Origin of the sequence: Burkholderia sp., from assembly GCF_018375725.1 — a bacterium.
Lineage (GTDB): Bacteria > Pseudomonadota > Gammaproteobacteria > Burkholderiales > Burkholderiaceae > Burkholderia.
In genome coordinates, this window is the sequence record NZ_JAHACR010000024.1 from 1 (window position 1) to 26,999 (window position 26,999).

A 26,999-nucleotide genomic window follows, 5' to 3' on the forward strand; every position below is an offset into this window, starting at 1 on the left:
CGATCATGCGGCCGCGCCGCCGCGTGCTTCGAGCACGTAGCCCATGCCGCGCACCGTGTGGATCAGCTTCGGTTCGTACGCGTCGTCGATCTTCGAGCGCAGCCGGCGGATCGCCGAATCGACGACGTTCGTGTCGCTGTTGAAGTTCATGTCCCATACCTGCGACGCGATCGTCGCGCGCGGCAGGATCTCCCCTTCGCGGCGCATCAGCAGCCACAGCAGCGCGAACTCCTTCGCGGTCAGCAGGATCGTGTCGCCCTGCCGCGTGGCCTTGCGGCGGGTCAGGTCCAGTTCGAGATCGGCCGCGCGCAGCGTGTTCGAATCGCGCGGCTGGCCGCGCCGCAGGATCGACTTGATGCGCGCGGTCAGCTCGACGAAGTCGAACGGCTTCGCGAGATAGTCGTCCGCGCCGAGCTCGAGCCCCTTCACGCGATCGCCGACGTCGTCACGGGCAGTGAGGAACAGCACGGGCGTCGATTTGCTGCGCCGCAGGTTCTGCAGCAGCGTCCAGCCGTCCTGCCCGGGCAGCATCACGTCGAGCACGAGCAGGTCGTACTCCTCCGTTTCGGCCTGGTGCTGGCCCGTGATGCCGTCCTCGACCCAGTCGACAACGTAGCCGGCCTCGGTCAGGCCCTTGCGCAGATACGCGCCCGTCTTCGGTTCATCCTCGACAATCAGAATTCGCATCACGCATTACCCTTGAAAAAACCCAGCCGGCGCAGCACGCCCGCGCCGAAGCCGCCGCGCAACGCCGCGCGCCACGACACCGCATGGCTGACCCGGTACAGCACCGGCAGCACCAGCAGCGTCAGCGCCGTGGACGACAGGATACCGCCGATCACGACCGTCGCGAGCGGGCGCTGCACCTCGGCGCCGGTGCCGGTCGCGAACGCCATCGGCAGGAAGCCGAGCGACGCGACCAGCGCGGTCATCAGCACGGGCCGCAGCCGCGTGAGCGCGCCGTCGTGCACCGCGGCGTCGAGCGGCATGCCTTCGTCGCGCAGGTTGCGGATGAACGAGATCATCACGAGACCGTTGAGCACGGCCACGCCGGACAGCGCAATGAAGCCGACCGCCGCCGTGATCGACAGCGGAATCCCGCGCAGCCACAGCGACACGACGCCGCCGCTCAGCGCGAACGGAATGCCGGTAAACACCAGCAGCCCGTCCTTCACGTTGTTGAACATCACGAACAGCAGCACGAATACCATGAACAGCGCGAGCGGCACGACGAGCTTCAGGCGCTCGCTCGCACTTTGCAACTGCTCGAACTGCCCGCCCCACGACACCCAGTAGCCGGCCGGCACGCGCACGTCCTGCTGCAACTGCTCGCGCGCATCGGCGACGAACGAGCCGACGTCGCGGCCGCGCACGTTCGCGCTGACGACCACCCGCCGCTTGCCGTCCTCGCGGCTGATCTGGTTCGGGCCGGGCGCCACGTCGATCGTCGCGAGCTCCGCGAGCGGCACGTACGGCGCCGCCGCGAGCGGCGCGCTGGCGCCGGCGGCCGGCGCGGGCAGCGCGATCGGCAGCCGCTTGATCGCCTCGATGTCGGAGCGCAGTTCGTCGGGCAGCCGCACGACGATGTCGAAGCGGCGGTCGCCCTGGAACAGCGTGCCGGCCTTCTGCCCGCCGACGGCCGCGGCCACCGAGTCCTGCAGGTCGGCCACGCTCACGCCGTAGCGCGCGAGCTTGTCGCGGTCGAGGTTGACGGTCAGCACCGGCAGGCCCGTGGTCTGCTCGACCTTGACCTCCGACGCGCCCGGCACCTTCTGCAACGCGGCCGCGATCTGCTCGCCGGTCTGGTTCAGCACGGCCATGTCGTCGCCGAAGATCTTCACGGCGACATCGCTGCGCACGCCCGAAATCAGTTCGTTGAAGCGCAGCTGGATCGGCTGCGAGAACTCGTACGCGTTGCCAGGCAGCTCGGCGAGCGCTTCCTCGATCTCGCGCACGAGCTGGTCACGCGGCTTCTTCGGGTCGGGCCACGTGTCGGCGGGCTTCAGCATGATGTAGCCGTCCGACAGGTTCGGCGGCATCGGGTCGGCCGCGATCTCGGCCGTGCCGGTGCGCGCGAACACGCGCTCGATCTCGGGAAAGCGCGCCTTCAGCGTCTTCTCGATCGACTTCTGCATCTCGACCGATTGCGACAGGCTCGTGCCGGGAATCCGCAGCGCGGACACGGCCAGATCGCCCTCGTTCAGGCTCGGAATGAACTCGCTGCCGAGCCGCGTCGCGAGCCCGAGCGTGACCAGCACGATCGCGCCCGCCCCGATCATCACGCGCGCCGGGCGCGTCATGAACGCGGCGAGCACCGGTTCGTACGCACGCCGCGCCCAGCCCATCAACCGGTTCTCCTTCTCCTCGACCCGCTCGCCGATGAACAACGCGACGGCCGCGGGAATGAACGTGACGGTCAGCACCATCGCGGCGGCGAGCGCCATCACGACGGTGATCGCCATCGGATGGAACATCTTGCCTTCGACGCCGGTCAGCGCAAAGATCGGCAGGTACACGACCATGATGATCAGTTGCCCGAAGATCAGCGCGCGGCGCGCTTCCTGCGATGCGCCGAACACTTCGGCAAAGCGCTCGTCGCGCGTGAGCGGCCGGCCGGCTGCCGACTGCGCATGCGCAAGCCGCCGCACGCAGTTCTCGACGATCACCACCGCGCCGTCGACGATGATCCCGAAGTCGAGCGCGCCGAGGCTCATCAGGTTCGCGCTCACCTTCGCGTTGACCATGCCGGTGAAGGTCATCAGCATCGACAGCGGAATCACGAGCGCGGTGATCAGCGCCGCGCGGATGTTGCCGAGGAACAGGAACAGCACGGCGATCACGAGCACCGCGCCTTCGAGCAGGTTCTTCTTCACGGTGGCGACGGCCTTCTCGACCAGCACCGTGCGGTCGTACACCGGAATCGCCTTCACGCCGGCCGGCAGCGTGCGGTTCACGTCCTCCATCTTCGCGGCGACGGCCTTCGACACCGTCCGGCTGTTCTCGCCCATCAGCATGAAGACCGTGCCGAGCACGACTTCCTCGCCGTTCGACGTCGCGGCGCCGGTGCGCAGTTCGCGGCCGATGTCGACCACGCCGACGTCCTTCATCCGCACCGGCACGCCGCCGACGTTGGTCAGCACGATGTTCGCGATGTCGTCGACGGTGCGCGCCTGGCCCGGCACGCGCACCAGATACTGCTCGCCGCGCTTTTCGATGTAGCCGGCGCCGACGTTGTCGTTGTTGCGCTCGAGTGCGCGCACGACGTCGGCAAGCGTCAGCCCGTACGACATCAGCTTCGCCGGATTCGGCGCGACGCGGTATTCCTTCACGTAGCCGCCGATCGAGTTGACCTCGGTCACGCCGCGCACGTTGCGCAGTTGCGGTCGCACGACCCAGTCCTGCAGCTCGCGCAGGTCGGTCGCCGTATAGCGCGTGCCGTCGGGCTTGCGCGCGTTGGCGTCGGCCTCGACGGTCCACAGGTAGATCTCGCCGAGGCCGGTCGACGTCGGCCCCATCGCGGGCGCGATGCCGGCCGGCAGCTTGTCCTTCGCTTCCTGGATGCGCTCGTTGACGAGCTGCCGCGCGAAGTAGATGTCGGTGCCGTCCTTGAAGATCACGGTGACCTGCGACAGCCCGTAGCGCGAGATCGAGCGCGTCTGCTCCAGCCCCGGCAGCCCGGCCATCACGGTCTCGACCGGATAGGTGATGCGCTGCTCGGCCTCCAGCGGCGAGTAGCCGGGCGCGGACGTGTTGATCTGCACCTGCACGTTCGTGATGTCGGGCACCGCGTCGATCGGCAGCCGCTGGTAGCTGAATACGCCGAGCGCAGCCACGGCCGCGATCGCCAGCATCACCAGCCAGCGATGCGCAATTGCAAAGCGGATCAGGCGCTCAAACATGTCGGGATTCCTTGAAACGGGGCACGGTCGGCCGCACCGGACGGGCCGCGCGGCCGGTCACCCGGCCGACCGGAAAGCAGGCCGCATAGCGGGCCGCCAGTCGCGCCACGGCGCACGCGTATTGCTGCTCATTCATGTTCCGCGCTCCCCTTGCCGAGCTCCGCCTTCAGCACGAAGCTGTTCGACGCCGCGTATTCCTGGCCGGGCTTGAGCCCCTTGAGCACCTCGGTCGCCCGTTCGTCGCGCCGCCCCGTTTCGACGGCCTGCGCGACGAAGCCCTTCGGCGAGCGCACGAACACCGACGGCGCACCGTCGACGTCCTGCAACGCGTCGCTCGCGACCGCGAGCGGCACGCCCTGCCTGCCGGCGTCGACCGACACGTTGACGAACATTCCCGGGCGCCACACGCGATCCGGGTTCGGCAGCACGACGCGCGCCGGCGCGGTGCGCGTCTGCTCGCCGAGCAGCGACCCCACGTACGCGATCGGGCCGCTCGAACGCGATTCAAACGCGGTCGCGCTCACCGTGGCATCGCGACCGACGCGCACGTCGTTGAGCCGCTGCGCGGGCACCGCCATCTCGGCCCACACGGTCGACAGGTCAGAGATCACGAACATGCTCGCGTCGGCGGCAATCGCCTCGCCGGGCGTCGCATGCTTCTCGACGATCGTGCCCGCGAATGGCGCGCGCAGTTCATAACGGTTCAGCGCGCCCGCGCCGACCGGCGCATTCAGCGCGGCGAGCTTCTTCCGCGCGTTCTGCACGGCGATCTCGGCCTCGCGCAACTGCACCTGCGCCTGCTGGTAATCCTGCTCGGCAGAAATACGCTCCTGCCACAGCGTGCGTTCGCGTTCGTAGGTTGCGCGCGCACCCGACAGCCGGCGCTCGGCCGTCAGCAGCTCGCTGCGGCGGTCGGCCAGATCGGTGCTCGCGATCACGGCGAGCACCTGCCCTTTCGCGACGTTCTGGCCGAGCGACACCGACACCTGCTCGACGATGCCGGCCACGCGCGGCACGACGTGCGCGGTGCGATCCTCGTTGAACTTGATTTCACCGGGAAGCTGGAACGGCGTCGCGATCTGCGCGGGGCCGGCTTTCGCGAGCGCGATCCTCGACGTCGCCAGTTGTGCGTCGGTCAGCGCGATCGCACCGTCGGCGCGCGCGAACGGGAACGACGCGGCGTCGTTGCCGGACTTCACGTCGATCGTCGCATCGAACACGTGCGGCTTCGCAATCGACTGCGCGGACACGAACTTTTGGCCGGCCGCGTCGAATCGCAACGGTTCGTGCGTGCGATCGTAGCGCACCAGCGTGCCGGACACGGTCACGCCCTGGGTCGCCGGCTTGTCGTCGACGAACGGATAGACGACGAGCCGCGCGTCGCCGGGCTTTTCCGTCATCACGATCTCGACCGACAGCTTGCCGCGCTTGAGCACGACACCGCCGCGCGCGCCGACGCCGGCGGCGTCGGTCGGCTGCGCGGTTTCGGCGGCGGTCGGCGCCGACGCGCCGCTGCCGCCCCGCGTGACGGCGAGCGCGCCAATCACGATCCCTGCGCCGCCGAGCACGGCCGCCGCAATAACGAAGATTCTGCTGCGTGACATGATGATCCTCCAGTAAGAGGCGCGCTTATTGCGCGACGGCCGCGAGCGGCGTGCCGACGAGCCGGCCGATATCGGCGCGGGCCGCATGGGCGCCGGCGAGCGCACGGACGTATTGCGACTGGCCCTGGAACAGCGTGCGCTGCGCGTCGAGCACGTCGAGGAAGCTGAACTTCCCGAGTTCGTAGCCACGCGACATCGCGTCGAGCGCGAGGCGCGCGGCCGGCAGGATGTCGGACTTCAGCCGCTGCGCTTCCTGCTCGGCCGCCTCGAAATTCGCGTATGCCTGCGTCAACTCCAGCCGCAGGCGGGTGCGTTCGCGATCGAGATCGGCGTTCGCGCGCTCGGCCTTGTGCGTCGCCTCGAGCAGCGCGCCCTTGTTCGTGTTGAACAGCGGAATCGGGATCGACACGCCGACCACCGCCTGGTTGTTCGGCACGCCGCCGGTGGTCACGCGCTTCACGCCGGCGCTGACCGTCACGTCCGGAATGCGCCGCGCGCGTTCGAGCGATATGGCCGCGTTCGAGCGCAGCATCTCGGCGCGCGCGACCCGCGCGAGCGGCGCATCGTCGAGTTGCGCGGTCAGCGCGGACAACGGCTCGACCGGCGGCACGGTTTCCAGGTCGCCGAGCACCGCAAGCCGGTCGTTGCGCGCCTCGCCCATCACCGCGTTCAGTTTCTCGCGCGCGACCTCGACACGGCCGCGCGCGGTCACGACTTCGATCTGCACGCCGGCCGCCGCGACCTGCGCCTTGGTCGCCTCGACCGGCGACACCTTGCCGGCCTGCGCGCGACGCCCCGCGAGATCCGACGAACGCGCGGCGATCGCGGCCGATTCTTCGGTCACCTGAAGCTGGCGCTGCGCGGCGAGCAGCCCGTAGAACGCGGCGATCACGTCGGCGCGCACGGCGGCGCCCTGCTCGTCGAGCGACGCGCTGGCCGCCTCCCGGCCGTACGACGCGACGTCGAGCCGTGCGCGGCGCTTGCCGCCCAACTCGATGGTCTGGTTGATCAGCGCGGTGGACGTGCGTTCGGCGCGACTGAAGCCTTCCTGCAGGAACGACACTTCGGGGTTCGGCCGCGCGCCGGCCTGCATCAGCACGCCGGCCGATGCATCGACATCCGCGCGTGCGCCGCGCAGCGCCGGATTGTTCCGGGCCGCGACCGCGAGCGCGTCGGACAACGTCAACGACGACGCAGGAAGCGCATCGGACGGCGGTGCGCCGATCGGCGCGGCGGCGGCACCCGGGGCCGGCCCCGGCGACAGCGATGGCTGCGCATGAGCCGTCGCGGCCATCGCGAACACGATGGCCAGGGCGAGGTTGGGTTTGAGCATGTTGGTCCTGCGGTAACGGTTTGTGACCGATGCTACGATCACGCCGCAGCGCGAACATGACACGGTGATGACGTTTCCGTCATCTTGGGAGAGTCAAGAAAGCACTTCGGAAACCCACGGCTGGGGTAAAGGTTGTGTGAAAGTCTCGCTGCCCATCGATCATCAGATCTTTCTCTGGTACGCGCGCGGCGCCAGTTCCTCGGCCCTTTCCTAGCGCTCGCTGTATCGGTCGACCAGATTTGGGCCGTCGTCTCGGGTAGAGTGAACTTGACTGGCTCCTCCATAACGTCAACGAGCCGATCGTAATGGGCCGACGGCTTCGTCCGCCCTGCTTCGTCGAATTCCGCGAACGCCTTGGCCGACGACGACTGGTTCGGGATCATCAGCATGCGCATCCAGCCTCAGAGCATGCGCATCCGGTTTACAGCGTTGAACGACTGAGATCCGCCGCCCACCTGCATCACCGCGAGCGTCTTGCCCTGCTTCGGCCGCACCGCGCCGACCGACGAAGGAATCCAGTCGATCCGTGATTTCATGATGCCGGTCATTGCGCCGTGCCGTTCCGGCGAGCACTACACTATGCCTTCCGCTCACGTCACCACCCCGCGCAACCCGGCCACCTTCGGGTGGCTCTCGGGTGCAAAATCGGACGAAGGCCGCCCACTTGGATTGAACACGCGTACCCGGCACCAATCGCTGTGAACGGCGGCGCAGCTTCCTCGACCGGCAAGCAGCTGAACAAGCGTTCATGCAGGGAGCCGTGCAGAAGCACGAGCCGGGGCGGATGGGTCGACGGTGGCGTCGGCCGCGCCTTCCGGCACGAGGATCAGCGTGGTGTCGAACTGAGGCGGGTCGTCCAATTGTTCAGACGCGCTTGCCCTCCGCATCGGTTACGACTCCGCCGCCTTCCTTGGTGCACGGACCTCTCTGCGGGTAGGCAATCGTCGGTCAGGTCACCGGTACCGTCCGCGGTCTGCATTAACTACCCTGGCTCACTGTCTTCGGAAGGCATGGCGGTCCCCCCTCCCATTGTTTTAACGTTACGTGGCAGGCTCAGCTGCCGTGGCACTCTTGTCGAAAGGCTTGTAGGCCAGCAACCGCAGCGCGTTGGCAACCACGAGCAAGGTAGACCCCTCATGGAAGATGACCGCCGTACCGATGTTCAGCCCTAGCACGGTTGCCGGAATCAGCACCGCCACGACGCCAAGACTCATCCACAGGTTCTGCTTGATGACGCGGCTCGTACTTCTCGACAGGCCCACAGCGAACGGCAATTGCGCCAGATCGTCGGCCATCAGTGCCACGTCGGCGGTCTCCAACGCAACATCGGAGCCTGCGGCACCCATCGCGATGCCCACGGTCGCGTTAGCCATGGCGGGTCCATCATTGACGCCGTCTCCCACCATCGCCACCTTGCCGTGCTCGGTGCGCAGTTTCTTGATCTCCTCGACCTTCTGCTCGGGCATAAGGTCTCCTTGGGCCTCGGTCAGGCCAACGGTTTGCGCAACGGCCTCGGCCACCTTCTGGCTGTCGCCGGAAATCATAATTAGCCGCTCGATGCCGAGTTTCCTGAGTTCGCCCATGACTCGGCCAGCGACGGGGCGCGGCGTGTCCATGACGCCGATCACGCCCAGGAAGCGCGCTCCCTTGCGGATGATCATCGTCGTATGTCCGTCGGCGATGAGTTTCTTGTTGGCCTCGTCGATGTCATCAGGGACGGTTGAATCAGACAGCTCCCTGAACAGAATCGGCTTGCCGATGTGGACAGTCTCGCCCCCTAACTGAGCCCGGACACCGCGCCCGGTGATGCTTTTGACATCCACAGCCTGCGGCAGATCGGTCTTGTCTCGCAGCCGTTCCTTCGCCCCGTTGACAATCGCCGCGGCGAGCGGGTGGTCGCTGTGTTCTTCCACCGCCAGCGCCACTGCCAGCAGTTCGTGCTCAGGCACGCCTTGAGCTGGGACCACCTCGGTGAGCTTCGGCTTCCCCTCGGTCAGCGTGCCGGTCTTGTCAAAGGCAATTGAGGTTAGCGTGCCCAGGTTCTCCAAAGGCCCACCACCCTTGACCAGCACACCGCTCCGCGCGGCGCGCGCTACGCCGCTGAGAACTGCACTGGGCACTGAGATTGCGAGCGCGCAGGGGCTGGCAGCCACCAACACGGCCATCGCCCTGTAGAAGGTGTGGGAGAATGGCTCATCGATAACAACACCAGCGCACAGCAGCAGACCGACCAACACCAGCACTGATGGCACGAAGATGCGCTCGAACTTCTCGGTGAACTGCTGTGTCGGCGAGCGCTGGGCCTCCGCCTCAGTGACCATCTTGATGACGCGCGCCATCGTCGACTGATCGGCCTTTCGGGCGACCATGATATCCATGGCGCCCGCGCCGTTGATCGTGCCGGCGAAGACGCGGCTCTCAGCCGCTACGCCCTCGAAGCGCCCGATTGTGATTCGGCCATCCTCGACGGGGCGCTTGTCGACTGGAACACTCTCGCCCGTGACCGGTGCCTGATTGACGCTGGAAGTGCCAACGACCACAACACCGTCCGCAGGCAGCCGCTCGTTGGGCTTCACGACGACGACGTCGCCTACTTCCAGCTTCTCCAGTGGCACAACCTCCGTCCCGGAATCGCGCCGCACCGTGGCCGTGTCAGGTGCAAGCTTGGTTAAGGCCTCGATGGCACGCCGGGCCCTACCCATGGCGTAGTGCTCGAGCGAATGCCCAAGGCTGAAGAGGAACAGCAACAAAGCGCCTTCTCCCCAGGAGCCCAGAGCCGCGGCACCCGCAGCCGCTACGAGCATGAGCGTGTCGATCTCGAAACGCTTGGCACGCAGGTTCTCGATGGCTTCTTGGATGGTGTAGTAGCCGCCGAAGAAGTACGAAACCACGTAGCAGTGGGTGGACAGCCATTCAAGACCGGTGCCGCGTCGCCCCACGAGCCATCCAGCCATCAGGAAGACTCCGGACAAGCAAGCAAAGATCAGCTCGGTCTTTTCGCCGAACAACCCGCCGTGTCGATGGCTGTGCTCGCCGCCCTCGTCTTTCCCGCAAGTGTGGTTGGCTCGCTGCAGCGCACGGTGGTCATTGGCAGCCGCCTTATGCCCTGCCGTGCCGGAATCTGCGGATGCCTTGCAAGAGCGGACCGCCGTGGTCGGCTGAACAGCCGGCGTTGCCCAATTCACAGAGATATCGAGTAAGGTCAGGCGCTGCGTGAGATCGGACTCGTCAGTGAGGGAACGGTCGTATTCGATGCGGACAACGCCGCTTGGCGATACGTCGGCCTCAATGATCCCACCGAGTGAGCGCAGCTGCTCAGCAACACGCCTGGTGGCACGCACATGCATCGGCGCATTCACTCGTCCCACAATGTGCGCGAAGCGGCCCGCCACAGCGAGCCCTTCAGACCGAATCAGCTCACGCAGCCTGCTTAGTGAGATCACGGCGGGGTCGTAGTGCACACACAACTGCGGCTCTCCTTCAGCCGCGCCAGTGATATGAGCCCCTTCAATGCCAGGCCTGTCCGCCAGCTTGTCTTGCAGGCGGCTCACGCAGCGGTCTTCGGCGCCATATATGTCCGGCAGAACCAACGGCAGATCCAGCCGCAGCTTCTGGATGTCGCTCATGAACGGCTCCATTTTCATACAAATGGCCAGCCGGCCCGGAAGGTTCACCGGCCACCAGGGTGCTCCATCAGCAAGAGAGTCTATCAGTCCGTTCCAATCGCCGGCAAATAGCGCCGGCTGCGCTGCCCGAAGCAGATGCTCCGAGCTGAGATCAGGATACCAATCAATCAGATAGGGGCCGACGTCGCGCGGGTCAGGACGTGAAATTCGCCAACTTCCATTACGTCCAGTCTCTTCCGGTCCGTGACCCGAACGGGTTATGGCGCCCCCCGCGTCTCGTCTAATCCCTCGCTGACAGGTTGAAGGTCGGCCGGGATAAGCACTTATGCGAAGGTTCGCATATTCACGAATCCCGGCGGACCCTCTACTAACTGTTACACGATGGTAAGTCGTTGTTTTGGTATGCACTTCCACTACGAACAGTTTGCCGCTCGCCAACATCGGAGCGCTCTAATTTTTGCCGTAGGTGCCCGCATCGCTCGAGTTTGCGCCCGACAAGGGGCCGCGGTTCGACACTATCAAATCCAGGCATTCCAATGCAGGGCCGAAATATCGACCGATTTCTTTCCTGCTTTCGATATTTCGACTACTATTGAAACATGGAAACAAACCAAACCATTGCCGCCCTCGCGGCACTCGCCCACGAATCCCGGCTCGCCGTCTTTCGTGCACTCGTGCAAGCGGGGCCGGAGGGCATGCCGGCCGGGCAGATCGCCACGCTGCTGGACGTGCCGCCGTCGTCGCTTTCCTTTCATCTGAAGGAACTGGCGCATGCACAACTCGTCACCAGCCGCCAGGAAGGCCGCTTCGTCTTCTACTGCGCGAACTTCGCCACGATGAACGGCCTGTTGGCTTACCTCACGGAGAACTGCTGCGGCGGCAATCCCTGCTCGCCTGCGGGCGCGTGTTCCCCGGTCAAGGAGCAACACTCATGAAGCGCTTCCATGTGCACATCAGCGTGCCGGATCTCGTTGACAGCATCCGTTTCTATTCGGCGCTGTTCGCCGCTGAGCCGACCGTCGTCAAGAGCGACTACGCGAAATGGATGCTCGACGATCCTCGCGTCGACTTCGCGATCTCGCAGCGCGGCGCGGCGCCCGGTCTAGATCATCTTGGCGTGCAGGTCGAAAACGATGCCGAGCTGGCGGAGATGCATACGCGCTTGAACGGCGCCGCGCTGCCGGTCGACGAGCAAATCGGTACGGCGTGCTGCTACGCCCGCTCCGACAAGTACTGGACGGTCGACCCGCAAGGCATCGCATGGGAAACGTACCAGACGCTCGGCGACGTCCCCACCTTCGGCGAATCCCGTAACGCGTCGGCGGCTGAATCGAATGCCGACGCTTCTGCTTGCTGTTCCCCTGCACGCGGCAAGCCGATCGGCGTGCCGGTGAAATCGTCCTGCTGCTGAGGTCCAACCATGAGCGACAAGCCCTACAACGTGCTGTTCATCTGTACCGGCAATTCCGCCCGATCGATCCTGTCCGAGGGACTGATGAACCGCCTTGGCGAGGGCCGCTTCGTGGCGTACTCGGCGGGCAGTCATCCGAAAGGCGAGGTGAATCCGTTCGCGCTGCGCGAGCTGGCGCGTTGGCAATTGCCGACCGAAGGCTACCGGAGCAAGAGCTGGGACGAATTCGCGGCACCCGGCGCACCGGCGCTCGATTTCGTCTTCACCGTGTGCGACAAGGCCACCGGCGAGGTGTGCCCGATCTGGCCCGGTCAACCGATCACCGCACATTGGGGTGTGCCTGACCCGGCCGACGTCGAGGGCTCCGACGAACAGAAACAGCAGGCCATGCACGACGCCGCGCTGACGTTGAAGCGTCGTATCGACCTGCTGCTGTCATTGCCGCTCGCCAAACTCGACAACGTCGCACTGCAAAAGTCCCTGACCGAGATCGGGCAAAAGTAACTTTGGATCGTCAACCCATGACCACGAACGTACTGATCCTCTGCACCCACAACTCGGCGCGCAGCGTGCTGTCCGAAGGGATGCTCAATCATTGGGCCGCGAAGCTCGGCAAGGACGTCCGCGCATACAGCGCCGGCAGTGCGCCGAGCGGTCGCCTCAATCCGTTCGCGCTGGAAGCGCTGACGACCGCTGGCGTCGACGTGAGCGGCTACCGCAGCAAGAGCTGGGACGAGTTCGTCGGCGATGGTGCGCCGGAGATGCGCGTCGTCATTACGGTGTGCGACAGCGCGGCCGCCGAGACGTGCCCGTACTGGCCCGGCAGCCCCGTCAAAGTGCATTGGGGCTACGCCGATCCGTCGAACGCGTTGGGCGGCGACGAAGGCAAGCGACTCGCCTTCGAACTCACGCGCCAGGCGATCGGCTATCGCATGCTGCAGTTGTTGGCGCTGCCGCTTGATCGCATGAGCAATGCCGAACTCCAGACGGCGTTGACCGAGATCTCGCAAAACTGACCATTCGCATGGCGGTCCGCTGAACCGCGCGGCCGCCGACGACTTCAAGACTGAACCCTATCCATGAACACGTCCAATGTCGCCCCGCCGGGCAAGGCCGTCGCAAAGCCTTCCATCAATTTCTTCGAACGCTACCTCACCGTCTGGGTGGCGCTGTGCATCGTCGCCGGCATCACGCTCGGCCAGGTGCTGCCCGGCCTGTTCCAGCAGATCGGGCGGATGGAATATGCCCAGATCAATCTCCCGGTCGGGCTGCTGATTTGGGTGATGATCATCCCGATGCTGGTCAAGGTCGACTTTGGCGCGCTGCATGAAGTGCGTCAGCACGTCAAAGGCATCGGCGTCACGCTCGTCGTCAACTGGCTCGTCAAGCCATTTTCGATGGCGTTTCTCGGTTGGTTGTTCATCCGCCATCTGTTCGCGCCGATGCTGCCGACGGACCAGCTCGACAGCTACATCGCCGGCCTGATCCTGTTGGCCGCAGCACCGTGTACGGCGATGGTGTTCGTGTGGAGTCGACTGACGGGCGGCGATCCGCTGTTCACGTTGTCGCAGGTCGCGCTGAACGACAGCATCATGGTGATCGCCTTCGCGCCACTGGTCGGCCTGCTGCTCGGCATGTCCGCAATCACGGTGCCGTGGGCGACGTTGCTTACGTCCGTCGTGCTCTACATCGTTATCCCGGTGATCATTGCGCAGATCCTGCGTAAGCGGCTGCTCGCGAATGGTCAGGCTGCATTCGATGCCGCGATGGCGAGGATCGGCCCTTGGTCGATCGCGGCGCTGCTGGCCACGCTTGTGCTGCTGTTCGCGTTCCAGGGCGAAGCGATCCTGAAGCAGCCTCTGGTGATCGCGCTGCTCGCGGTGCCGATCCTGATTCAAGTGTTCTTCAACTCGGCGCTCGCGTACTGGCTCAACCGCGCCGTAGGCGAGAAGCACAACATCGCGTGCCCGTCGGCGCTGATCGGCGCATCCAACTTCTTCGAGCTTGCCGTCGCGGCCGCGATCAGCCTGTTCGGTTTCCATTCCGGCGCGGCACTGGCTACCGTCGTCGGCGTGCTGATCGAGGTGCCGGTCATGCTGTTGGTGGTGCGCATCGTCAACCAGTCGAAGGGCTGGTACGAGTGCCGGACCTGACATGTCCACGCATGCACCCCGCCCGCACGCATGGCTGACGCCGTCGCTCGGGCTGACGCAGATCGTCGGCTGGGGTTCCATGTTTTACGCGTACGGCGTCCTGATGCAACCGATGCAGGACGAGCTGGGTCTGTCGAAGCCAGTCGTCGTCGGCGCCTATTCGGTGGCGCTGCTGATCTCGGGGCTGTTGTCCACGTCGGCCGGCAGCATCATCGACCGCGTCGGCGGGCGCGCCCTGATGGCGGGCGGATCGTTGCTGGCGGCGCTGATGCTTGTCTGCTTGTCACGGGTGAATAACGTGGTCGGGCTGTATCTCGTGTGGGCCGGCATCGGCGTTGCGATGAGCGCAACTCTCTACCAGCCTGCGTTCACCGTCATCACGCAGATATTCGGTAACGACTACCGCCGCGCGATCACGCACCTGACCTTGTTCGGCGGTTTCGCCAGCACGGTGTTCTGGCCGCTGACGCAAACGCTGTTGCAGCACGTCGGATGGCGCGACACATGGCAGCTCTATGCCGGCGCGAATCTGGCGATCTGCGTGCCCGTGCATGTCGCGCTGCCAAGTCGTTCACACGCACCGCATGGCGTGACGCCAACGCAAACGGAACAGCCGGCCGCTAACCTTGGCGCTGTCCTGCGCGACCCGGCCTTCTATCTGGTGACCGCGGCGGTCACGCTCAATGCGCTGGTGTTCGCCGCGATGTCGCTGCACATGATCGCGGTCTTGCAGGCGCATGGCATTTCCGCCGCGAACGCGGCATGGGTGGGGGCGCTGGTTGGGCCGATGCAGGTTCTCGGCCGCGTGCTGGAAACGACGATCGGCAAACGCGCGAGCACGCGCCAGGTCGGCATGGCCGCGATGGCGTTGCTGCCGCTTTCGCTGGTCCTGCTCTTTGCGTCCGGGACGTGGCTGCCCGTGTACGTTGTTTTCGCGGCGCTGTATGGCATCGGCAACGGCGTCATGACGATTGTCCGCGGTGCATTGCCTGCGGAACTGTACGGGCGAACCGCCTATGGCGCGATCAGCGGGGCGATGGCGACGCCCGTGCAGATTGCCATCGCCGCCGGTCCGTTCGTTGCATCACTCCTGTATGTCGCCGGGAACGGCTATCCCGGCACGCTATTGGCCCTGGCCGGCATCGGCGCGACAGGTGCGATCCTGTTCCGCTACGCGATCTTGCATTTGCGCCATCACGCTGTCCCTCTATCGAAGCAAGGAATCTCGACATGAGCAACATCACGATCTATCACAACCCGGATTGCGGCACGTCGCGCAACGCGCTGGCCCTGATCCGCAACAGCGGCGAGGAGCCTGTCGTCATCGAGTATCTCAGGACGCCCCCGTCGCGGGAAACGCTGGTCAAGCTGCTGGCCGATGCCGGCCTGACCGTACGCGAGTTACTGCGGGAGAAAGGCACGCCTTATGCGGAACTCGGTCTGGGCGATCCGAAGTGGACCGATGAGCAACTGCTCGACTTCATCGGGCAGCATCCGATCCTGATGAACCGGCCGATCGTGGTTACGCCGATCGGCACGAAGCTATGCCGGCCGTCCGAAGCCGTGCTGGATATCCTGCCGAACCCGCAGACGGGGCCTTTCACCAAGGAAGATGGCGAAGTCGTGATCGATGCGGAGGGCAAGCGTGTCTGAGCAATTGAACGACATGCCGCAGCTCGACGCCACGCTGTTCCGCGTGCCGGACGCCGCTCAATTGCGGCCGGCGACACCGTCGACGCATCCGCCTCGACTCCTGCTTCTGTACGGCTCGCTGCGCGAGCGTTCGTTCAGCCGTCTGCTGGTCGAGGAAGCCGAGCATTTGCTCACGGCGATGGGGGCCGAAGTCCGTGTGTTCAATCCGAGCGGCTTGCCGCTGCCCGATGATGCGCCGGAAAGCCATCCGAAGGTGGTCGAGCTGCGCGAGCTGGTGATATGGTCGGAAGGCATGGTGTGGTGCTCGCCGGAACGACACGGCGCGATGACGGGGATCATGAAATCGCAGATCGACTGGATTCCGTTGTCGGTCGGCGCAGTCCGGCCGACGCAGGGCAAGACGCTTGCGGTGATGCAAGTCAGCGGCGGTTCGCAGTCGTTCAACGCCGTGAACCAGATGCGCGTGCTCGGACGCTGGATGCGCATGCTGACCATCCCGAACCAGTCGTCGGTGGCCAAGGCGTTCGCGGAATTCGACGAAGCGGGTCGGATGAAACCATCGCCCTACTACGATCGTGTTGTCGATGTCATGGAAGAGCTGGTCAAGTTCACTCTGCTGACCCGAGATATCGGCCCGTATCTGGTCGACCGGTACAGCGAGCGAAAGGAAAGCGCCGAGGAACTGTCGAAGCGCGTGAACCAGCGAAGTATCTAGAATCCGGTCCAAGGAGTAAGGATGGAGATCCGCCCCGCCACTGTCGACGACCTAGCGTCGATCGAAACGCTGCTGCGTCAATGTGGCCTTCCCGTCGTTGGCGTCAGCGACCACTTGCGGAACTTCGTAGTCGCGACGGAAGGTTCAATGATGTGCGGATGCGGTGGCCTTGAGCACTATGGTGACGCCGCACTTGTGCGCTCTATTGCGGTAGCTGAACGTGCACGCGATTCTGGTCCGGGGCAACGTATCGTGTCGCGGCTCGTCGCCGAGTGTCATGCGCTACAAGTTCGGTCGCTTGTGCTGCTCACCACGACCGCGGAGCACTATTTCACCCGTCTAGGGTTCGTGCGCGTTGCGCGTGGCGACGTAATGCCCTTGGTGTTGGCGTCGAGCCAATTCCAAGGCGTATGTCCGGGATCGGCCGTCTCGATGTTGCGAGTTCTGTAGCCATTGACGGGAGCACCAAGGGATCGGTCCGACAAGGGGGATCTGCTTGCCTTCGATGCGATTTACCGGTGGTCGCCCCCGGTCAAAGATTATTGGCTGCCGTATTTCGCTTGCCAGCGCTTCATCTTCGTAATTTCTTCCTTTTGTGCTTTGACGATGCTTCGGGCAAGCCTTCTCATCTCAGGATCCTTGCCGTACTTCAGTTCGGCTGCCGCCATATCGATTGCGCCTTGATGGTGCGGAATCATGTGGGAAACAAAATCTTTGTCAGCGTCGCCGGTGTAGGTCTGTCCTTGCATCCTTCGCATCATCCTCTGGTCTGCACCCTTGAAGGCTTGTACAGACGCCGAATTAGCTTTAGTCGACTGCCCCATATTCATGTCTGGCATGGACGTGGCTTGCTGAGCACTCGTTGTACCGATCATCAGGCCGAGCGTTGCAATTACGTTGATGACGAACCACGGGATGGAAATTCGCGTTTGCATATTTACCTCCTGATGCATAAAAATTATGCTTTCGGGAAACGAACAATTTTTGCTGGTCGAACTTTTTCCACTTTCGACACTGATTCGAGGCTTCATGACGGCGCAATCCACGCTCCTGTGCCGCGCACTAGTACCCCTTCGAGGAGAATCCTCATCGTTCCCGCGGGAATTGCAAGTGGAACGTCGTACTGACGTCGTTACTCGAAACCTGGACTTGTCCCCGGTGCAGTTCCATGATCGATTTCACGATCGCGAGTCCCAGCCCGGCATTCTTCGAGGATCCATGACGTGACGCGTCGACACGGTAGAAGCGCTCAAAGATTCGATCAAGATGTTCCGGCGCGATAGGCCGTCCGTGGTTGGTCACTTCAACGACGACGTATTGCAGCGAGCGAGACGAGGCGAGTTTGATTGCCGTGCCTGCGAACGCATGGTCCAAAGCGTTGGATATGAGGTTGCTCACCGCTCGTCGAAAAAGCGTTGCATCCGCGACCACATGCGCGTCGCCGACGACGACAAAATTGACCCCCTTTTCGTCCGCAATGCTCTGATAATAGGACGCCAGTCGTTGCAGTTCCATCTCAGTATCAAGGTCCGATACCTTCAGGTGCAGGTGTGCATTCTCTGTACGTGCAAGGAACAGCATGTTCTCGATCATCCGTTGCAGACGTTCGCATTCTTCGATGTTCGAATCGATCAACGCCTCATATTCGTCGCTCGTTCTCGGTCGCGACAACGTGACCTGCGACGAGCTGATCACGTTGGCAAGCGGGGTGCGCATATCGTGGGCGAGGTCGGAGGAGAACTGAGAAAGGCGCACAAACGCACGTTCAAGTCGATCCAGCATTCGATTGACCGACGACGCGAGTTCGCGGAGCTCCATCGGACCGCCGCGAATGTCGAGTCGCTCGCTCAAATTGTGCGCTTCGATAATTGACGTCTGGCGGCCCAGACTTTCCACTGGACGAAGGCCTCGACGTGCGATCGCATAGCCCAAGCCACCGAGCAATATCGCGCCGACGGCGACCGCCAGCCAGATGTCGACGCGATAGCTTTTCAGAAGCGACTGCCGGTCGGTCGCGGTCCGTACAAGGGCGATCCGTACATCTTCGCCTGACGGCAGCCTGTCGCGCGCGAAAACACAGCGTGATGGCCCGATTCCCGTCGGATCGCACGTGTATGGAATACGAGGCGGACGGTCGCTCGAGGCGATCGACTTCAACGTCACGCCCGGCGCGGCCGTGTGCTCGATCAGCGAATTGTTTTGCCCGTCGTAGATCCCAAGATACACACCGGGATGCGAGAGCAGTACCTCGTGAAATACCGCAGGCGTTGCACGAATGGCCTGTACCGAACCGCTGGCGTGAGCCAACTGCAGAAACTGGCTCAGCTTGCCACCGATTTCGATGTCGTCGCGGCGCTGCAGTTCAATCGACAGGGACCGATACAGGTAAGCTCCAGTCAGCGCAAACGCTAGTCCTGCGACGACAGCGAAGGCGACGGTCAACCGAGTGAGCAGTGAGTAAGGTGCCGCCTTCCCCGTCATGAACGGTCCTCGAGCACGTATCCCATGCCCCGGATGGTATGGATCAGTTTCTTATCGTACGCGTTGTCGACTTTGGCGCGCAGGCGCTTGATCGCGGCATCGACCACGTTCGTATCGCTATCGAAATTCATATCCCAGATCTGCGAGGTAATGAAAGTACGCGTCAAAACCTCGCCCTCTCGTTCAGCCAGGAGTTGCAACAATGCGAACTCCTGTGCGGTCAGGTCGATGCGATTGTCGCCGCGACGCACTCGCCGCTTGAGGAGGTCAATCTCCATGTCCGCAACGAGCAGAATGTCCCGAATGCTCCGCGGTGCGCGCCGTAGCAACGAACGGATGCGTGCGAGAAATTCCGCGTAGGCGAACGGTTTGTGTAGATAGTCGTCTGCACCAAGTTCAAGCCCAGCGACCTTGTCCTCGATTGCTTCGCGGGCGGTCAGCATCAGCACGGGTGTCTGCTTTTCCGCGCGGAGGCGCTTCAGCACCTCGAACCCGTCCAGCTCCGGGAGCATGACGTCGAGCACGACGAGGTCAAAATTTTCATGCAGCGCGAGAAACAATCCGATTTTGCCGTTCTCGGCAACATCGACGGTATAGCTCGCTTCCGTCAGTCCCTTTCGGAGATATGACGCCATTTTCGGTTCGTCTTCGACTATCAGTATCCGCATGGGAGTGCAGTAGGACTGTCAACGGGTTCGACGCGGGGAGCGCTGCGCTCAGCATACGGCCGCGAAAGCGCGCAAAAAATGACGGCCGGATGACAATTTTTTCATGAATCTCCGAGCGCCGGAACAGCGAGAGCCGTCCACCGCCGCTGGATGAAAAAATGGTCATCTTTCGACCACGCCGTCGTCACGCATCGGCCGTTAAGCTAAATACCGGCTATACCGCTTGTGGTTACACCCGGACACGTTCTCGATGTTATCGTTTCGAACTGCTCGTGCTAGACTCCGCACCCATGTCATATTGGCGCAAACTCTTCGTCGTCGTGCTGTTGGCACTGAGCCTGCCGGTTCAGTCGTTCGCGGCTATCTCGATGAATTGCGTCGCTTCGCATGCCGAAGCCAGCGAAACGCCGATCGTGCATGCCGGGCAGTCCATGTCCGGGCATCATCGCGACATGCATGGAGCGGCGCTCGCGGCCGACGACCATCACACTTATCACCACGGCGGCGGTCATCACGCGCATTCATGTTCGACATGCGCAGCCTGCTGCTTCGGCACGGGATTACCCGCGGTTCCCTCCGTCGTCGTATCGTCGGACGTAACACGCGTCACCACCTCGATTCCGCCTTCTGCCGGTGTCGTGTCTTTCCTGACCGACGGCATCGAGCGACCTCCTCGCCACACCCTCGTCTGATTCTCCACCGCGGGTAATGCCCGCGATGTGCCATTCGTACTGACGGTCTTGCGTGGACCCGTCAGATGATTCACGACGAGAAAATTTATGCGACTGATTTCTGCGGCGCTGCTCGGCGCGGCGGCTTCATTGCCGACGCTCGTGCACGCCACCACAACGATTCCCGACCCGACGGATGCCGCGGCCTCGGTCCCGGCGATTTCGGCGCCGTCGGCCTTCAACGGCTATCGCCCCTACAACGACGCCGACAACCCGACCTGGCAACAACTCAATCAAGCGGTCCAGGAGAAGCCGGCCAAGGGCGGCATGACGCACGGCGGCGCAATGGGCCACGGCGGCGCCATGAACAAGCCCGCTGGCGACCATCAGTCGAATCATTCGCAGCATGGGGAGCCCGCCAAATGATGAAGCGACTCGTTTCAACGCGCATGGGTGCGGGCGTTTCCATCATGGTGTTTCTGGCTGGCTGCACCACCTTCTCGAAGGACGGTGGATTCGGTACGGTGTCGTCGACGGCTACGGAGCGGCTCGGTAAGGACGCGGTTATCGTCAAAACCGATGCCGATCGGGATGCAGTGGCGAAGCGAACGCAGGAATTGCTCGCCAAGCCGCTGTCGATGGACGATGCCGTACAGGTCGCCCTGCTGAACAACCGAGGACTGCAGGCCTCGTATGCGGAATTGGGGCTGTCGGAAGCCGATTTGGTCCAGGCCGGGCGACTGCCGAATCCAGGCTTCACCTTCAGCCGCACGCGAGCGGGCAACGGCGACCTGAGCATCGGCCGCACATTCTCCGCGAACGTACTCAGTATTCTGACGCTGCCTTTCGCTGCCCACATCGAGGGCCGACGCTTCGAACAGACGAAGCTCGAGACTGCCGATACGATGCTGAAGCTCGCCGCCGAGGCGCGGCGGGCGTACGTCAACGCGGTGGCCGCGGAGCAGGCTGCCAAGTACGCGGAACAGGTAAAAGATTCGGCCGACGCAGGCGCCGAACTCGCTTCACGCATGCGGCAGGCCGGAAACTTCAGCAAACTCGATTATGCGCGAGAGCAAGCCTTCTACGCGGACTCGGTCGCCCAGGCCGCCAAGGCCCGGCAGCAAGCCGTATCGGCCAGGGAGAAACTCACGCGCACGATGGGCGTATGGGGCACTGGTACGCAGTACACCTTGCCTGAGCGTTTACCGGACTTGCCAAAGGACCGCCCGGAACTGAAAGATCTTGAGCGGTTTGCGATGCAGAACCGGCTCGACATCCAGGCAGCGAAGCTGCAGACGCAAGGCGTCGCATCGTCGTTGGGCCTCAGCAAGGCAACGCGGTTCATCAACGCAATCGATGTTGGTTACCAAAACAACTACGAAACCGACAAGGGTCACGAGCACGGCTACGAAATCAGTATCGAGATTCCCATTTTCGATTTCGGCAGCGCCAAGGTCGCCCGCGCGGAAGCCATCTACATGCAGTCGGCGAACCGCCTTGCCCAAACGGCGATTGATGCACGATCGGAGGTCCGCGAGGCGTATTCCGCGTACGTGAACAGCTACGACGTCGCGAAACACTATCGCGACGAGGTTGTGCCGATTCGCAAGACGATTTCTGACGAACTTCTGCTCCGCTACAACGGCATGCTCGCCAGTGTCTTCGAACTGCTCGCCGACTCGCGCGAGCAAGTCGGCGCGGTGAACAGCTACATCGACGCGCTGAAGGACTACTGGCTCGCCGAAACGGATCTCCAGCAAGCGCTGGGCGGACGTTTACCGAGGGCTGGGGCCGAGCAAACCGAGCAGACGCCTCCGGGGCCGAATTCCGCACCGCAGTCCGCCCCGAGACCGGCAGCCCGGCCGGAGCCTGCCTCGACCGCGCAACCGGCGCATGAAACGCATTCGGAAGGTAAATAACATGGTGTCCCGTCGACAATTTCTCAGCGGCTCGGGGGCCGCAATCCTCGGCGCCGCGATGGTCAGCAAGGCCGGCGCGGCTTCGTTGCCGGAAGCACCGACCATGGCAAAGGCGACGATGCAGCCGCCGCTCGTGCCACCCAACGGTCGGCCATACACACCGGTCGCGACGTTGAACGGCTGGACGCTGCCGTGGCGCATGAAGAACGGCTGGAAGGAGTTTCACCTGACAGCCGAGCCCGTCGTGCGCGAAATGGCTCCCGGGATGAAGGCCAATCTGTGGGGTTATAACGGTCAGTCGCCTGGCCCGACGATCGAGGCCGTCGAAGGCGACAAGGTCCGCATCTTCGTCACCAACAAGCTGCCGGAGCACACCACGATCCACTGGCACGGGATGCTGCTACCGAACGGCATGGACGGCGTCGGCGGCTTGACGCAGCCGCACATCCCGCCCGGCAAGACGTTCGTCTACGAGTTTCAGCTCGAGAAGCATGGCACGTTCATGTATCACCCGCACGCGGACGAGATGGTTCAGATGGCGATGGGCATGATGGGCATGTTTATCGTGCACCCGAAGGACCGCAGCGTGATGCCGGTCGACCGCGATTTCGTGTTCCTGCTGTCCGCCTATGATATCGACCCGGGCAGCTTCACGCCGCGTGTGAACGAGATGACCGACTTCAACATGTGGACGTTCAACTCACGCGTATTCCCTGGCATCGATCCGTTGCCAATTCGGGCCGGCGACCGCGTGCGCATCCGGTTCGGCAATCTGACGATGACGAATCACCCGATTCACCTGCATGGCTACCACTTCGAAGTGGCGGGTACGGACGGCGGCTGGATCCCGCCGGCCGCTCGTTGGCCGGAGGTGACGGCCGACGTCGCCGTCGGCCAGATGCGCGCAATCGAGTTCACCGCCGATCGTCCTGGCGACTGGGCGTTCCATTGCCACAAGTCGCACCACACGATGAACGCAATGGGCCATAGCGTTCCGAACATGATCGGCGTGCCGCAGAAGGACTTGGCCAAACGCATCAACAAGCTCGTTCCCGACTACATGGCCATGGGCAGCACCGGTGGCGCAATGGGCGAGATGGAGATGCCGCTACCCGACAACACACTGCCGATGATGACCGGTACGGGCCCATTCGGGCCGTTGGAGATGGGCGGCATGTTCACAGTCGCCAAGGTCCGGCAAGGGCTCGGGCGGAACGACTATCGCGACCCGGGCTGGTTCAAGCATCCCAAAGGCACCGTCGCATACGAATACACCGGTGAACTGCCGGACAGTTGATTTACACAACAAGGTCGGGGCACGCCCGACCGTCGGTTTCATCACCTCAACTCTGGAGAAGCACGATGAAGAAAGCACTGTTCTCGATTGCAATAGGCTGCGCCCTGGCGTTCTCTGCGTCGACGTACGCGGCAGGCGACATGGGCAACATGGACATGAGCGGTGGCACAAAGCAAAGTACCGACGCGAAGAGCAGCATGTCGCACGGCGAGATCAAGAAAGTCGACACGACTGCAGGCAAGCTGACCATCAAGCACGGTCCCCTCGAAAACCTTGGCATGGAAGCGATGACGATGGTGTTCAAGGCCAAGGATCCGGCGATGCTGTCGCAGGTGAAGGTCGGCGACAAGATCGATTTCGTCGCCGAGGAAGTCAACGGCGCACTGACGGTCGTCAAGCTGCAGAAGCAGTGACGACAATCGACGGGGACGCGCAGCCGCGGTCCCTGTCTCATTCTTCGAGACGAGCAACAATATGAAGATTTTGACCCTCAGACATTTTGCCGGCCTCGCCGTCGCTAGTGCTGTTGCGTTCGCGCCCATCGCCGCGCTCGCACACGGCAAACTGGAAAGCGCAACGCCGGCGTCGGGCAGTACCGTCGACGTCGCGCCGGACGCATTGCGCCTGACCTTCAATGAAGACCTCGAGTCGACCTTCAGCTCGGTGAAAATCGCCGATGCTACGGGTGCGCCGGTGACGAAAGAAAAGGCGAAGATCGATGCGTCGAATCCGCGCGTCATGACGCTCGTCGTACCGAAGCTCGCGTCGGGAGCGTATACGGTTCAGTGGGCCGTCATGACTTCGGACGCGCACAAGACCAAGGGTACGTACACGTTCAAGGTGAAGTAATGAACGACGGGTTCCTGGGCATCCTGCGTCTGATCGCCGTAGCGATCCAGAACGTTGGCTTCGCCGTCATCGTAGGCGCGTTGCTCAGCAGTCAATGGCTCGCGCGCGGTGACTCCACGTGGCAAGCCGACGTGGGCCGACGGCTCGTCCTGACAGTCCGGATGGCGTCCACGCTTGCTCTGCTCGCGAGCGTGTTGTCGTTCTGGGCACATTGCGCGCTGATGAGTGAGTCAACGTTGCTTGAGGCCGGGCCCGCGGTGTGGTCGATGCTCGTGGGAACCGGCTTTGGACACGCGTGGCTGGTCGCTGCAGTTTTCATGGTTTGCGTGGTCGTGCTGGCATTGCTGCGATCGGGTAGCGATGGGAGTTTCCCGACCGGAATCTGGCTTGCTTTGGCCGCCGTAGCATTGGCACGCAGCAATGGCGGACATCCAGTCGATTCCGGACTCTTCAGCCTTCCGGTGTGGGTCGATTGGTTGCATTTGCTAGCCATCAGCGCGTGGGTCGGGCTCGTTCTCGTGACGACCTACGTCGTCATGCCGCGGCTGCTCGATGCCCCTGGAAGCGAACGGCAGACCAGTGCATCATTCGTGCAATCGCTGTCCGACACCTCGACGTACGCGTTGGTGATTTTGTTCAGCACTGGCGCATACAACGGCTGGCGAGGCGTCAGTACGCCGGCGAATTTGTGGACATCGACGTATGGACAGATCCTACTGCTGAAGTTCGTGCTCGTGCTGGTCGCCGCCGCGCTGGGCGGACACAATCGCTTCTTTGAAATGCCGACGCTAATGTCGACGCTGAAGAACCCTGCTCAAGAAGTCCCGACCGTGCCGCTTCGACGATTCAGTACGGTGCTTCACGTCGAGTCACTGATTTTGCTTGGTGTCTTGATGGTAGCGGCCGTGCTCGTATCGAGCCCGTTGCCGGGAACCACATAAATTCGTCGGTCCCTCCGTCCACGCAGGTGGTCTGTCACTCATGTGCGAGTTGCGCGTGAGCGGGCCATCTCTTTGCAGCCCGGCCCTCCAGCCGGGCTCTTTTTTCATTCCGCATTGCGTTTGGTCGACGATTCCAGATGAAGGACGCGTGACCAAAAGATCATATTCATGTCACGGCTCGATCAGTGGCTGCTCTCCACAATGACTTTCAATGGAGTCGCATGTGCGGTTCCATGCCTCGCAATGGAGAGAAAACATGAAACTTCAAATCGTCGCCGCCCTCATAGTGGTCGCCTGTGCCGCCACGTCCGCGTCTGCATTCGCTGATAGCGGGCACGGTTATCCCGACGTTACGCGAAACGGCAGCGTGGTATCGAACGAAAGCGTTGCTGCACCGGCAACGGCGCAAATTGAAAACACGGTATCGCGCGGCAAGACCCGAGAGCAGGTTCAACAGGAACTTATTCAGGCTTATCACGATGGTTTGCTGCCAACGAGCAAGCATGACTATCCGCCCAGCGAAGCGACTATCGCGCGCAACAAGGAACTCCATCAGTTAAGTGAGCCGAAGTGGGCCGCACAGCATTGAGGCACGCACCGTTGCGGAAAGCCAGGCGTTGCTCAGCCTGAACGTACACGACTCCGGCCATATTCCATGTGGAACGTAGGCTCGCCAGACCAGATAGAGGAGTTCACGCGATGAGACCGATACCCGGCATATGGATTTATGTGACGGCGATTACTACGGTCCTGGCTCTTGATGGATGTGCGAGCGCGACGGGCAATACGGATGGGAAGACGCGGATGCCGGACTCCCGTTCCGCAACGACCCGATTACCGAAGTCCTATCCGTGTCAAAATCTGCACGTGCGTTCGGCGAATTGCCCGCCGCGCTGACGGCAACGTGTGCCACGCCTCTTGCGTGCGCGATATCACCGACGCCGGGCGTGGCACGGAGCTGACCGTCTACTGAGCCATCGTCCGGCATTCCTGAGCGCAGCGTCGACAAACTTGTGCGCATTCTTTGCAATGCGCATGTTGATGTTTCTCGCATTCGGTTGCGCACGCGTCGCACAAAGTCGCGCAACTCGAGCAAACTGCCTTGACTTGCTTGCTGCCTCGCGCCATCGCTGCGGAAGCGAGGCGGCACAGCGTGGCGCAATCCAGGTCGAGTTTGATGCAGTCAATAAGCTGGCCGACTTGGGTCTCTTCAAGACACGCGGCCGCGCAATGATCGCAAGCGGTCGCGCAAGCGTCGCAGGCCGAGATGCATGTCTGGTATTGTTGATGTGCCATTTTGACTCTCCTATCGTGGACTGCCCGGATCGGGCCCGACTCGTCGCGCAAGCGTTGTACCCACATTCCGGATTAGCCCCACGCGGCTCCAGTGGCGGGGACGTTTCAGCGTTGAAACGTCAGTACAATTCCGATGTAATCACCGGCATCGGCGGACTATAATGCTGGCTATGAAATTGCTCCGGACCTTCATCCTGTCGCTGCTCTGCGCGGTGCTGCCCATCAGCGGGCTGGCAGCCAGTGGCTTGACCGGTGAATGTCCGATGCAGCAAACCATGTCCATGGGCGCGGATGCCAGCATGTCCGGCGATATGCCGGGCTGCGATTTGATGAAGTCCTCGTCCGTCGATAAAGCCAAGGCCAAGAGCGTGTTCTGCAAAGTGACTGCGGATTTCGGCGATGGTGATCAATCGTTTCGGCGAACGTGATCAGTCTGGAAGGTGGTGTTGCGCGGTCAATGGATTATAGCGACGGTGATCACGA

Annotated in this window: 26 protein-coding genes and 2 pseudogenes; 18 read left to right on the forward strand and 10 right to left on the reverse strand. The window is 63.1% G+C overall.

The genetic code is table 11. The features are described from left to right. Positions 1-3 precede the first annotated feature (3 nt). The 6 genes and pseudogenes from irlR to KH616_RS05925 form a co-directional block, all read right to left on the reverse strand. Entirely contained in the window at positions 4-687 is a 684-nt protein-coding gene (gene irlR, locus KH616_RS05900) for a heavy metal response regulator transcription factor IrlR (RefSeq protein ID WP_012464978.1), read from the reverse strand. Beyond that, the gene (locus tag KH616_RS05905; protein ID WP_012210997.1) at positions 687-3,899 is read right to left on the reverse strand and encodes a CusA/CzcA family heavy metal efflux RND transporter; all 3,213 of its coding nucleotides are present in this window, start codon (positions 3,897-3,899) and stop codon (positions 687-689) included. Before KH616_RS05905 ends, irlR begins: the two co-directional genes overlap by 1 nt. 128 nt (positions 3,900-4,027) lie before the next feature. Then, positions 4,028-5,503 carry an efflux RND transporter periplasmic adaptor subunit gene (locus KH616_RS05910; protein WP_292237994.1) on the reverse strand — a complete coding sequence of 492 codons (1,476 nt, stop codon included), beginning with the start codon at positions 5,501-5,503 and terminating at the stop codon, positions 4,028-4,030. 25 nt (positions 5,504-5,528) lie between these two features. Further along, the gene (locus tag KH616_RS05915) at positions 5,529-6,836 is read right to left on the reverse strand and encodes a TolC family protein (protein ID WP_292237995.1); all 1,308 of its coding nucleotides are present in this window, start codon (positions 6,834-6,836) and stop codon (positions 5,529-5,531) included. Between the two features lie 210 nt (positions 6,837-7,046). Further along, positions 7,047-7,723: pseudogene (locus tag KH616_RS05920) on the reverse strand (NAD(P)H-dependent oxidoreductase). 153 nt (positions 7,724-7,876) lie between these two features. Further along, complete coding sequence (locus tag KH616_RS05925; protein WP_012210995.1) at positions 7,877-10,462, reverse strand: heavy metal translocating P-type ATPase; 2,586 nt, start codon at positions 10,460-10,462, stop codon at positions 7,877-7,879. A 599-nt stretch (positions 10,463-11,061) separates the two neighbouring features. Here KH616_RS05925 and KH616_RS05930 point away from each other — a divergent pair. From KH616_RS05930 to arsN2, 9 genes are all read left to right on the forward strand, one after another. Continuing rightward, complete coding sequence (locus tag KH616_RS05930; protein WP_009693516.1) at positions 11,062-11,397, forward strand: metalloregulator ArsR/SmtB family transcription factor; 336 nt, start codon at positions 11,062-11,064, stop codon at positions 11,395-11,397. Beyond that, positions 11,394-11,873: an ArsI/CadI family heavy metal resistance metalloenzyme gene (locus tag KH616_RS05935; RefSeq protein WP_009693515.1), complete on the forward strand. Its 480-nt coding sequence runs from the start codon at positions 11,394-11,396 to the stop codon at positions 11,871-11,873. Before KH616_RS05930 ends, KH616_RS05935 begins: the two co-directional genes overlap by 4 nt. Before the next feature lie 9 nt (positions 11,874-11,882). Continuing rightward, on the forward strand, positions 11,883-12,377 hold the full coding sequence (locus KH616_RS05940; protein ID WP_009693514.1) for an arsenate reductase ArsC: 495 nt from the start codon (positions 11,883-11,885) through the stop codon (positions 12,375-12,377). 17 nt (positions 12,378-12,394) lie between these two features. Beyond that, positions 12,395-12,889, forward strand: a complete 495-nt coding sequence (locus KH616_RS05945) for an arsenate reductase ArsC (protein WP_012210994.1) — start codon at positions 12,395-12,397, stop codon at positions 12,887-12,889. 63 nt (positions 12,890-12,952) lie between these two features. Next, complete coding sequence (gene arsB, locus KH616_RS05950; RefSeq protein WP_012210993.1) at positions 12,953-14,026, forward strand: ACR3 family arsenite efflux transporter; 1,074 nt, start codon at positions 12,953-12,955, stop codon at positions 14,024-14,026. Between the two features lies 1 nt (position 14,027). Next, positions 14,028-15,260: an MFS transporter gene (locus KH616_RS05955; protein WP_009693509.1), complete on the forward strand. Its 1,233-nt coding sequence runs from the start codon at positions 14,028-14,030 to the stop codon at positions 15,258-15,260. Beyond that, a complete protein-coding gene (arsC, locus tag KH616_RS05960; RefSeq protein WP_009693508.1) occupies positions 15,257-15,679 on the forward strand; it encodes an arsenate reductase (glutaredoxin) in 423 nt (140 codons plus the stop codon). The genes KH616_RS05955 and arsC overlap by 4 nt, the downstream gene beginning before the upstream one ends. After that, positions 15,657-16,394 (forward strand): arsenical resistance protein ArsH, encoded by a 738-nt coding sequence (gene arsH / locus KH616_RS05965; protein ID WP_012211085.1) that lies wholly within the window; start codon positions 15,657-15,659, stop codon positions 16,392-16,394. The genes arsC and arsH overlap by 23 nt, the downstream gene beginning before the upstream one ends. Positions 16,395-16,415: 21 nt before the next feature. Further along, positions 16,416-16,844, forward strand: a complete 429-nt coding sequence (gene arsN2 / locus KH616_RS05970; RefSeq protein ID WP_009693505.1) for an arsenic resistance N-acetyltransferase ArsN2 — start codon at positions 16,416-16,418, stop codon at positions 16,842-16,844. 89 nt (positions 16,845-16,933) lie between these two features. On the opposite strand, the gene KH616_RS05975 is transcribed toward arsN2, so the two are convergent. From KH616_RS05975 to KH616_RS05985, 3 genes are all read right to left on the reverse strand, one after another. Then, complete coding sequence (locus tag KH616_RS05975) at positions 16,934-17,329, reverse strand: DUF305 domain-containing protein (RefSeq protein ID WP_012211084.1); 396 nt, start codon at positions 17,327-17,329, stop codon at positions 16,934-16,936. A gap of 151 nt (positions 17,330-17,480) precedes the next feature. Next, entirely contained in the window at positions 17,481-18,875 is a 1,395-nt protein-coding gene (locus tag KH616_RS05980) for a heavy metal sensor histidine kinase (protein WP_009693503.1), read from the reverse strand. Next, positions 18,872-19,543, reverse strand: a complete 672-nt coding sequence (locus KH616_RS05985) for a heavy metal response regulator transcription factor (RefSeq protein ID WP_012211083.1) — start codon at positions 19,541-19,543, stop codon at positions 18,872-18,874. The genes KH616_RS05980 and KH616_RS05985 overlap by 4 nt, the downstream gene beginning before the upstream one ends. Before the next feature lie 158 nt (positions 19,544-19,701). On the opposite strand from KH616_RS05985, the gene KH616_RS05990 reads away from it, so the two are divergent. The 8 genes from KH616_RS05990 (at position 19,702) to KH616_RS06025 (ending at position 25,809) form a co-directional block, all read left to right on the forward strand. Further along, positions 19,702-20,235, forward strand: a complete 534-nt coding sequence (locus KH616_RS05990; protein WP_226146172.1) for a hypothetical protein — start codon at positions 19,702-19,704, stop codon at positions 20,233-20,235. A gap of 87 nt (positions 20,236-20,322) precedes the next feature. Further along, positions 20,323-20,640 carry a hypothetical protein gene (locus tag KH616_RS05995; RefSeq protein WP_009693501.1) on the forward strand — a complete coding sequence of 106 codons (318 nt, stop codon included), beginning with the start codon at positions 20,323-20,325 and terminating at the stop codon, positions 20,638-20,640. Further along, a complete protein-coding gene (locus tag KH616_RS06000; protein WP_012211081.1) occupies positions 20,637-22,133 on the forward strand; it encodes a TolC family protein in 1,497 nt (498 codons plus the stop codon). Before KH616_RS05995 ends, KH616_RS06000 begins: the two co-directional genes overlap by 4 nt. A 1-nt stretch (position 22,134) precedes the next feature. After that, positions 22,135-23,430 carry a copper oxidase gene (locus KH616_RS06005; RefSeq protein WP_012211080.1) on the forward strand — a complete coding sequence of 432 codons (1,296 nt, stop codon included), beginning with the start codon at positions 22,135-22,137 and terminating at the stop codon, positions 23,428-23,430. A gap of 65 nt (positions 23,431-23,495) precedes the next feature. Continuing rightward, positions 23,496-23,843 (forward strand): copper-binding protein, encoded by a 348-nt coding sequence (locus KH616_RS06010; RefSeq protein WP_009688005.1) that lies wholly within the window; start codon positions 23,496-23,498, stop codon positions 23,841-23,843. Between the two features lie 61 nt (positions 23,844-23,904). After that, a complete protein-coding gene (copC, locus tag KH616_RS06015) occupies positions 23,905-24,279 on the forward strand; it encodes a copper homeostasis periplasmic binding protein CopC (protein ID WP_009688004.1) in 375 nt (124 codons plus the stop codon). Continuing rightward, a complete protein-coding gene (locus tag KH616_RS06020) occupies positions 24,279-25,220 on the forward strand; it encodes a CopD family protein (protein WP_009688003.1) in 942 nt (313 codons plus the stop codon). Before copC ends, KH616_RS06020 begins: the two co-directional genes overlap by 1 nt. 256 nt (positions 25,221-25,476) lie before the next feature. Continuing rightward, a complete protein-coding gene (locus KH616_RS06025; protein ID WP_080512418.1) occupies positions 25,477-25,809 on the forward strand; it encodes a DUF4148 domain-containing protein in 333 nt (110 codons plus the stop codon). Positions 25,810-26,186: 377 nt separating this feature from the next. Here KH616_RS06025 and KH616_RS06030 read toward each other — a convergent pair whose 3' ends face one another. After that, the gene (locus tag KH616_RS06030) at positions 26,187-26,516 is read right to left on the reverse strand and encodes a four-helix bundle copper-binding protein (RefSeq protein WP_009688002.1); all 330 of its coding nucleotides are present in this window, start codon (positions 26,514-26,516) and stop codon (positions 26,187-26,189) included. A 170-nt stretch (positions 26,517-26,686) separates the two neighbouring features. On the opposite strand from KH616_RS06030, the pseudogene KH616_RS06035 reads away from it, so the two are divergent. Beyond that, positions 26,687-26,905 (forward strand): annotated as a pseudogene (locus KH616_RS06035) (hypothetical protein); the annotation flags it as partial. Positions 26,906-26,999 lie beyond the last annotated feature (94 nt).

Excerpts from the sequence above, each read along its gene's own strand:
- irlR (WP_012464978.1), bottom strand. The coding sequence starts at position 687 with ATGCGAATTCTGATTGTCGAGGATGAACCGAAGACGGGCGCGTATCTG.
- KH616_RS05905 (WP_012210997.1), bottom strand. The coding sequence starts at position 3,899 with ATGTTTGAGCGCCTGATCCGCTTTGCAATTGCGCATCGCTGGCTGGTG.
- KH616_RS05910 (WP_292237994.1), bottom strand. The coding sequence starts at position 5,503 with ATGTCACGCAGCAGAATCTTCGTTATTGCGGCGGCCGTGCTCGGCGGC.
- KH616_RS05915 (WP_292237995.1), bottom strand. The coding sequence starts at position 6,836 with ATGCTCAAACCCAACCTCGCCCTGGCCATCGTGTTCGCGATGGCCGCG.
- KH616_RS05925 (WP_012210995.1), bottom strand. The coding sequence starts at position 10,462 with ATGAGCGACATCCAGAAGCTGCGGCTGGATCTGCCGTTGGTTCTGCCG.
- KH616_RS05930 (WP_009693516.1), top strand. The coding sequence starts at position 11,062 with ATGGAAACAAACCAAACCATTGCCGCCCTCGCGGCACTCGCCCACGAA.
- KH616_RS05935 (WP_009693515.1), top strand. The coding sequence starts at position 11,394 with ATGAAGCGCTTCCATGTGCACATCAGCGTGCCGGATCTCGTTGACAGC.
- KH616_RS05940 (WP_009693514.1), top strand. The coding sequence starts at position 11,883 with ATGAGCGACAAGCCCTACAACGTGCTGTTCATCTGTACCGGCAATTCC.
- KH616_RS05945 (WP_012210994.1), top strand. The coding sequence starts at position 12,395 with ATGACCACGAACGTACTGATCCTCTGCACCCACAACTCGGCGCGCAGC.
- arsB (WP_012210993.1), top strand. The coding sequence starts at position 12,953 with ATGAACACGTCCAATGTCGCCCCGCCGGGCAAGGCCGTCGCAAAGCCT.
- KH616_RS05955 (WP_009693509.1), top strand. The coding sequence starts at position 14,028 with ATGTCCACGCATGCACCCCGCCCGCACGCATGGCTGACGCCGTCGCTC.
- arsC (WP_009693508.1), top strand. The coding sequence starts at position 15,257 with ATGAGCAACATCACGATCTATCACAACCCGGATTGCGGCACGTCGCGC.
- arsH (WP_012211085.1), top strand. The coding sequence starts at position 15,657 with ATGCGGAGGGCAAGCGTGTCTGAGCAATTGAACGACATGCCGCAGCTC.
- arsN2 (WP_009693505.1), top strand. The coding sequence starts at position 16,416 with ATGGAGATCCGCCCCGCCACTGTCGACGACCTAGCGTCGATCGAAACG.
- KH616_RS05975 (WP_012211084.1), bottom strand. The coding sequence starts at position 17,329 with ATGCAAACGCGAATTTCCATCCCGTGGTTCGTCATCAACGTAATTGCA.
- KH616_RS05980 (WP_009693503.1), bottom strand. The coding sequence starts at position 18,875 with ATGACGGGGAAGGCGGCACCTTACTCACTGCTCACTCGGTTGACCGTC.
- KH616_RS05985 (WP_012211083.1), bottom strand. The coding sequence starts at position 19,543 with ATGCGGATACTGATAGTCGAAGACGAACCGAAAATGGCGTCATATCTC.
- KH616_RS05990 (WP_226146172.1), top strand. The coding sequence starts at position 19,702 with ATGGTCATCTTTCGACCACGCCGTCGTCACGCATCGGCCGTTAAGCTA.
- KH616_RS05995 (WP_009693501.1), top strand. The coding sequence starts at position 20,323 with ATGCGACTGATTTCTGCGGCGCTGCTCGGCGCGGCGGCTTCATTGCCG.
- KH616_RS06000 (WP_012211081.1), top strand. The coding sequence starts at position 20,637 with ATGATGAAGCGACTCGTTTCAACGCGCATGGGTGCGGGCGTTTCCATC.
- KH616_RS06005 (WP_012211080.1), top strand. The coding sequence starts at position 22,135 with ATGGTGTCCCGTCGACAATTTCTCAGCGGCTCGGGGGCCGCAATCCTC.
- KH616_RS06010 (WP_009688005.1), top strand. The coding sequence starts at position 23,496 with ATGAAGAAAGCACTGTTCTCGATTGCAATAGGCTGCGCCCTGGCGTTC.
- copC (WP_009688004.1), top strand. The coding sequence starts at position 23,905 with ATGAAGATTTTGACCCTCAGACATTTTGCCGGCCTCGCCGTCGCTAGT.
- KH616_RS06020 (WP_009688003.1), top strand. The coding sequence starts at position 24,279 with ATGAACGACGGGTTCCTGGGCATCCTGCGTCTGATCGCCGTAGCGATC.
- KH616_RS06025 (WP_080512418.1), top strand. The coding sequence starts at position 25,477 with ATGAAACTTCAAATCGTCGCCGCCCTCATAGTGGTCGCCTGTGCCGCC.
- KH616_RS06030 (WP_009688002.1), bottom strand. The coding sequence starts at position 26,516 with ATGGCACATCAACAATACCAGACATGCATCTCGGCCTGCGACGCTTGC.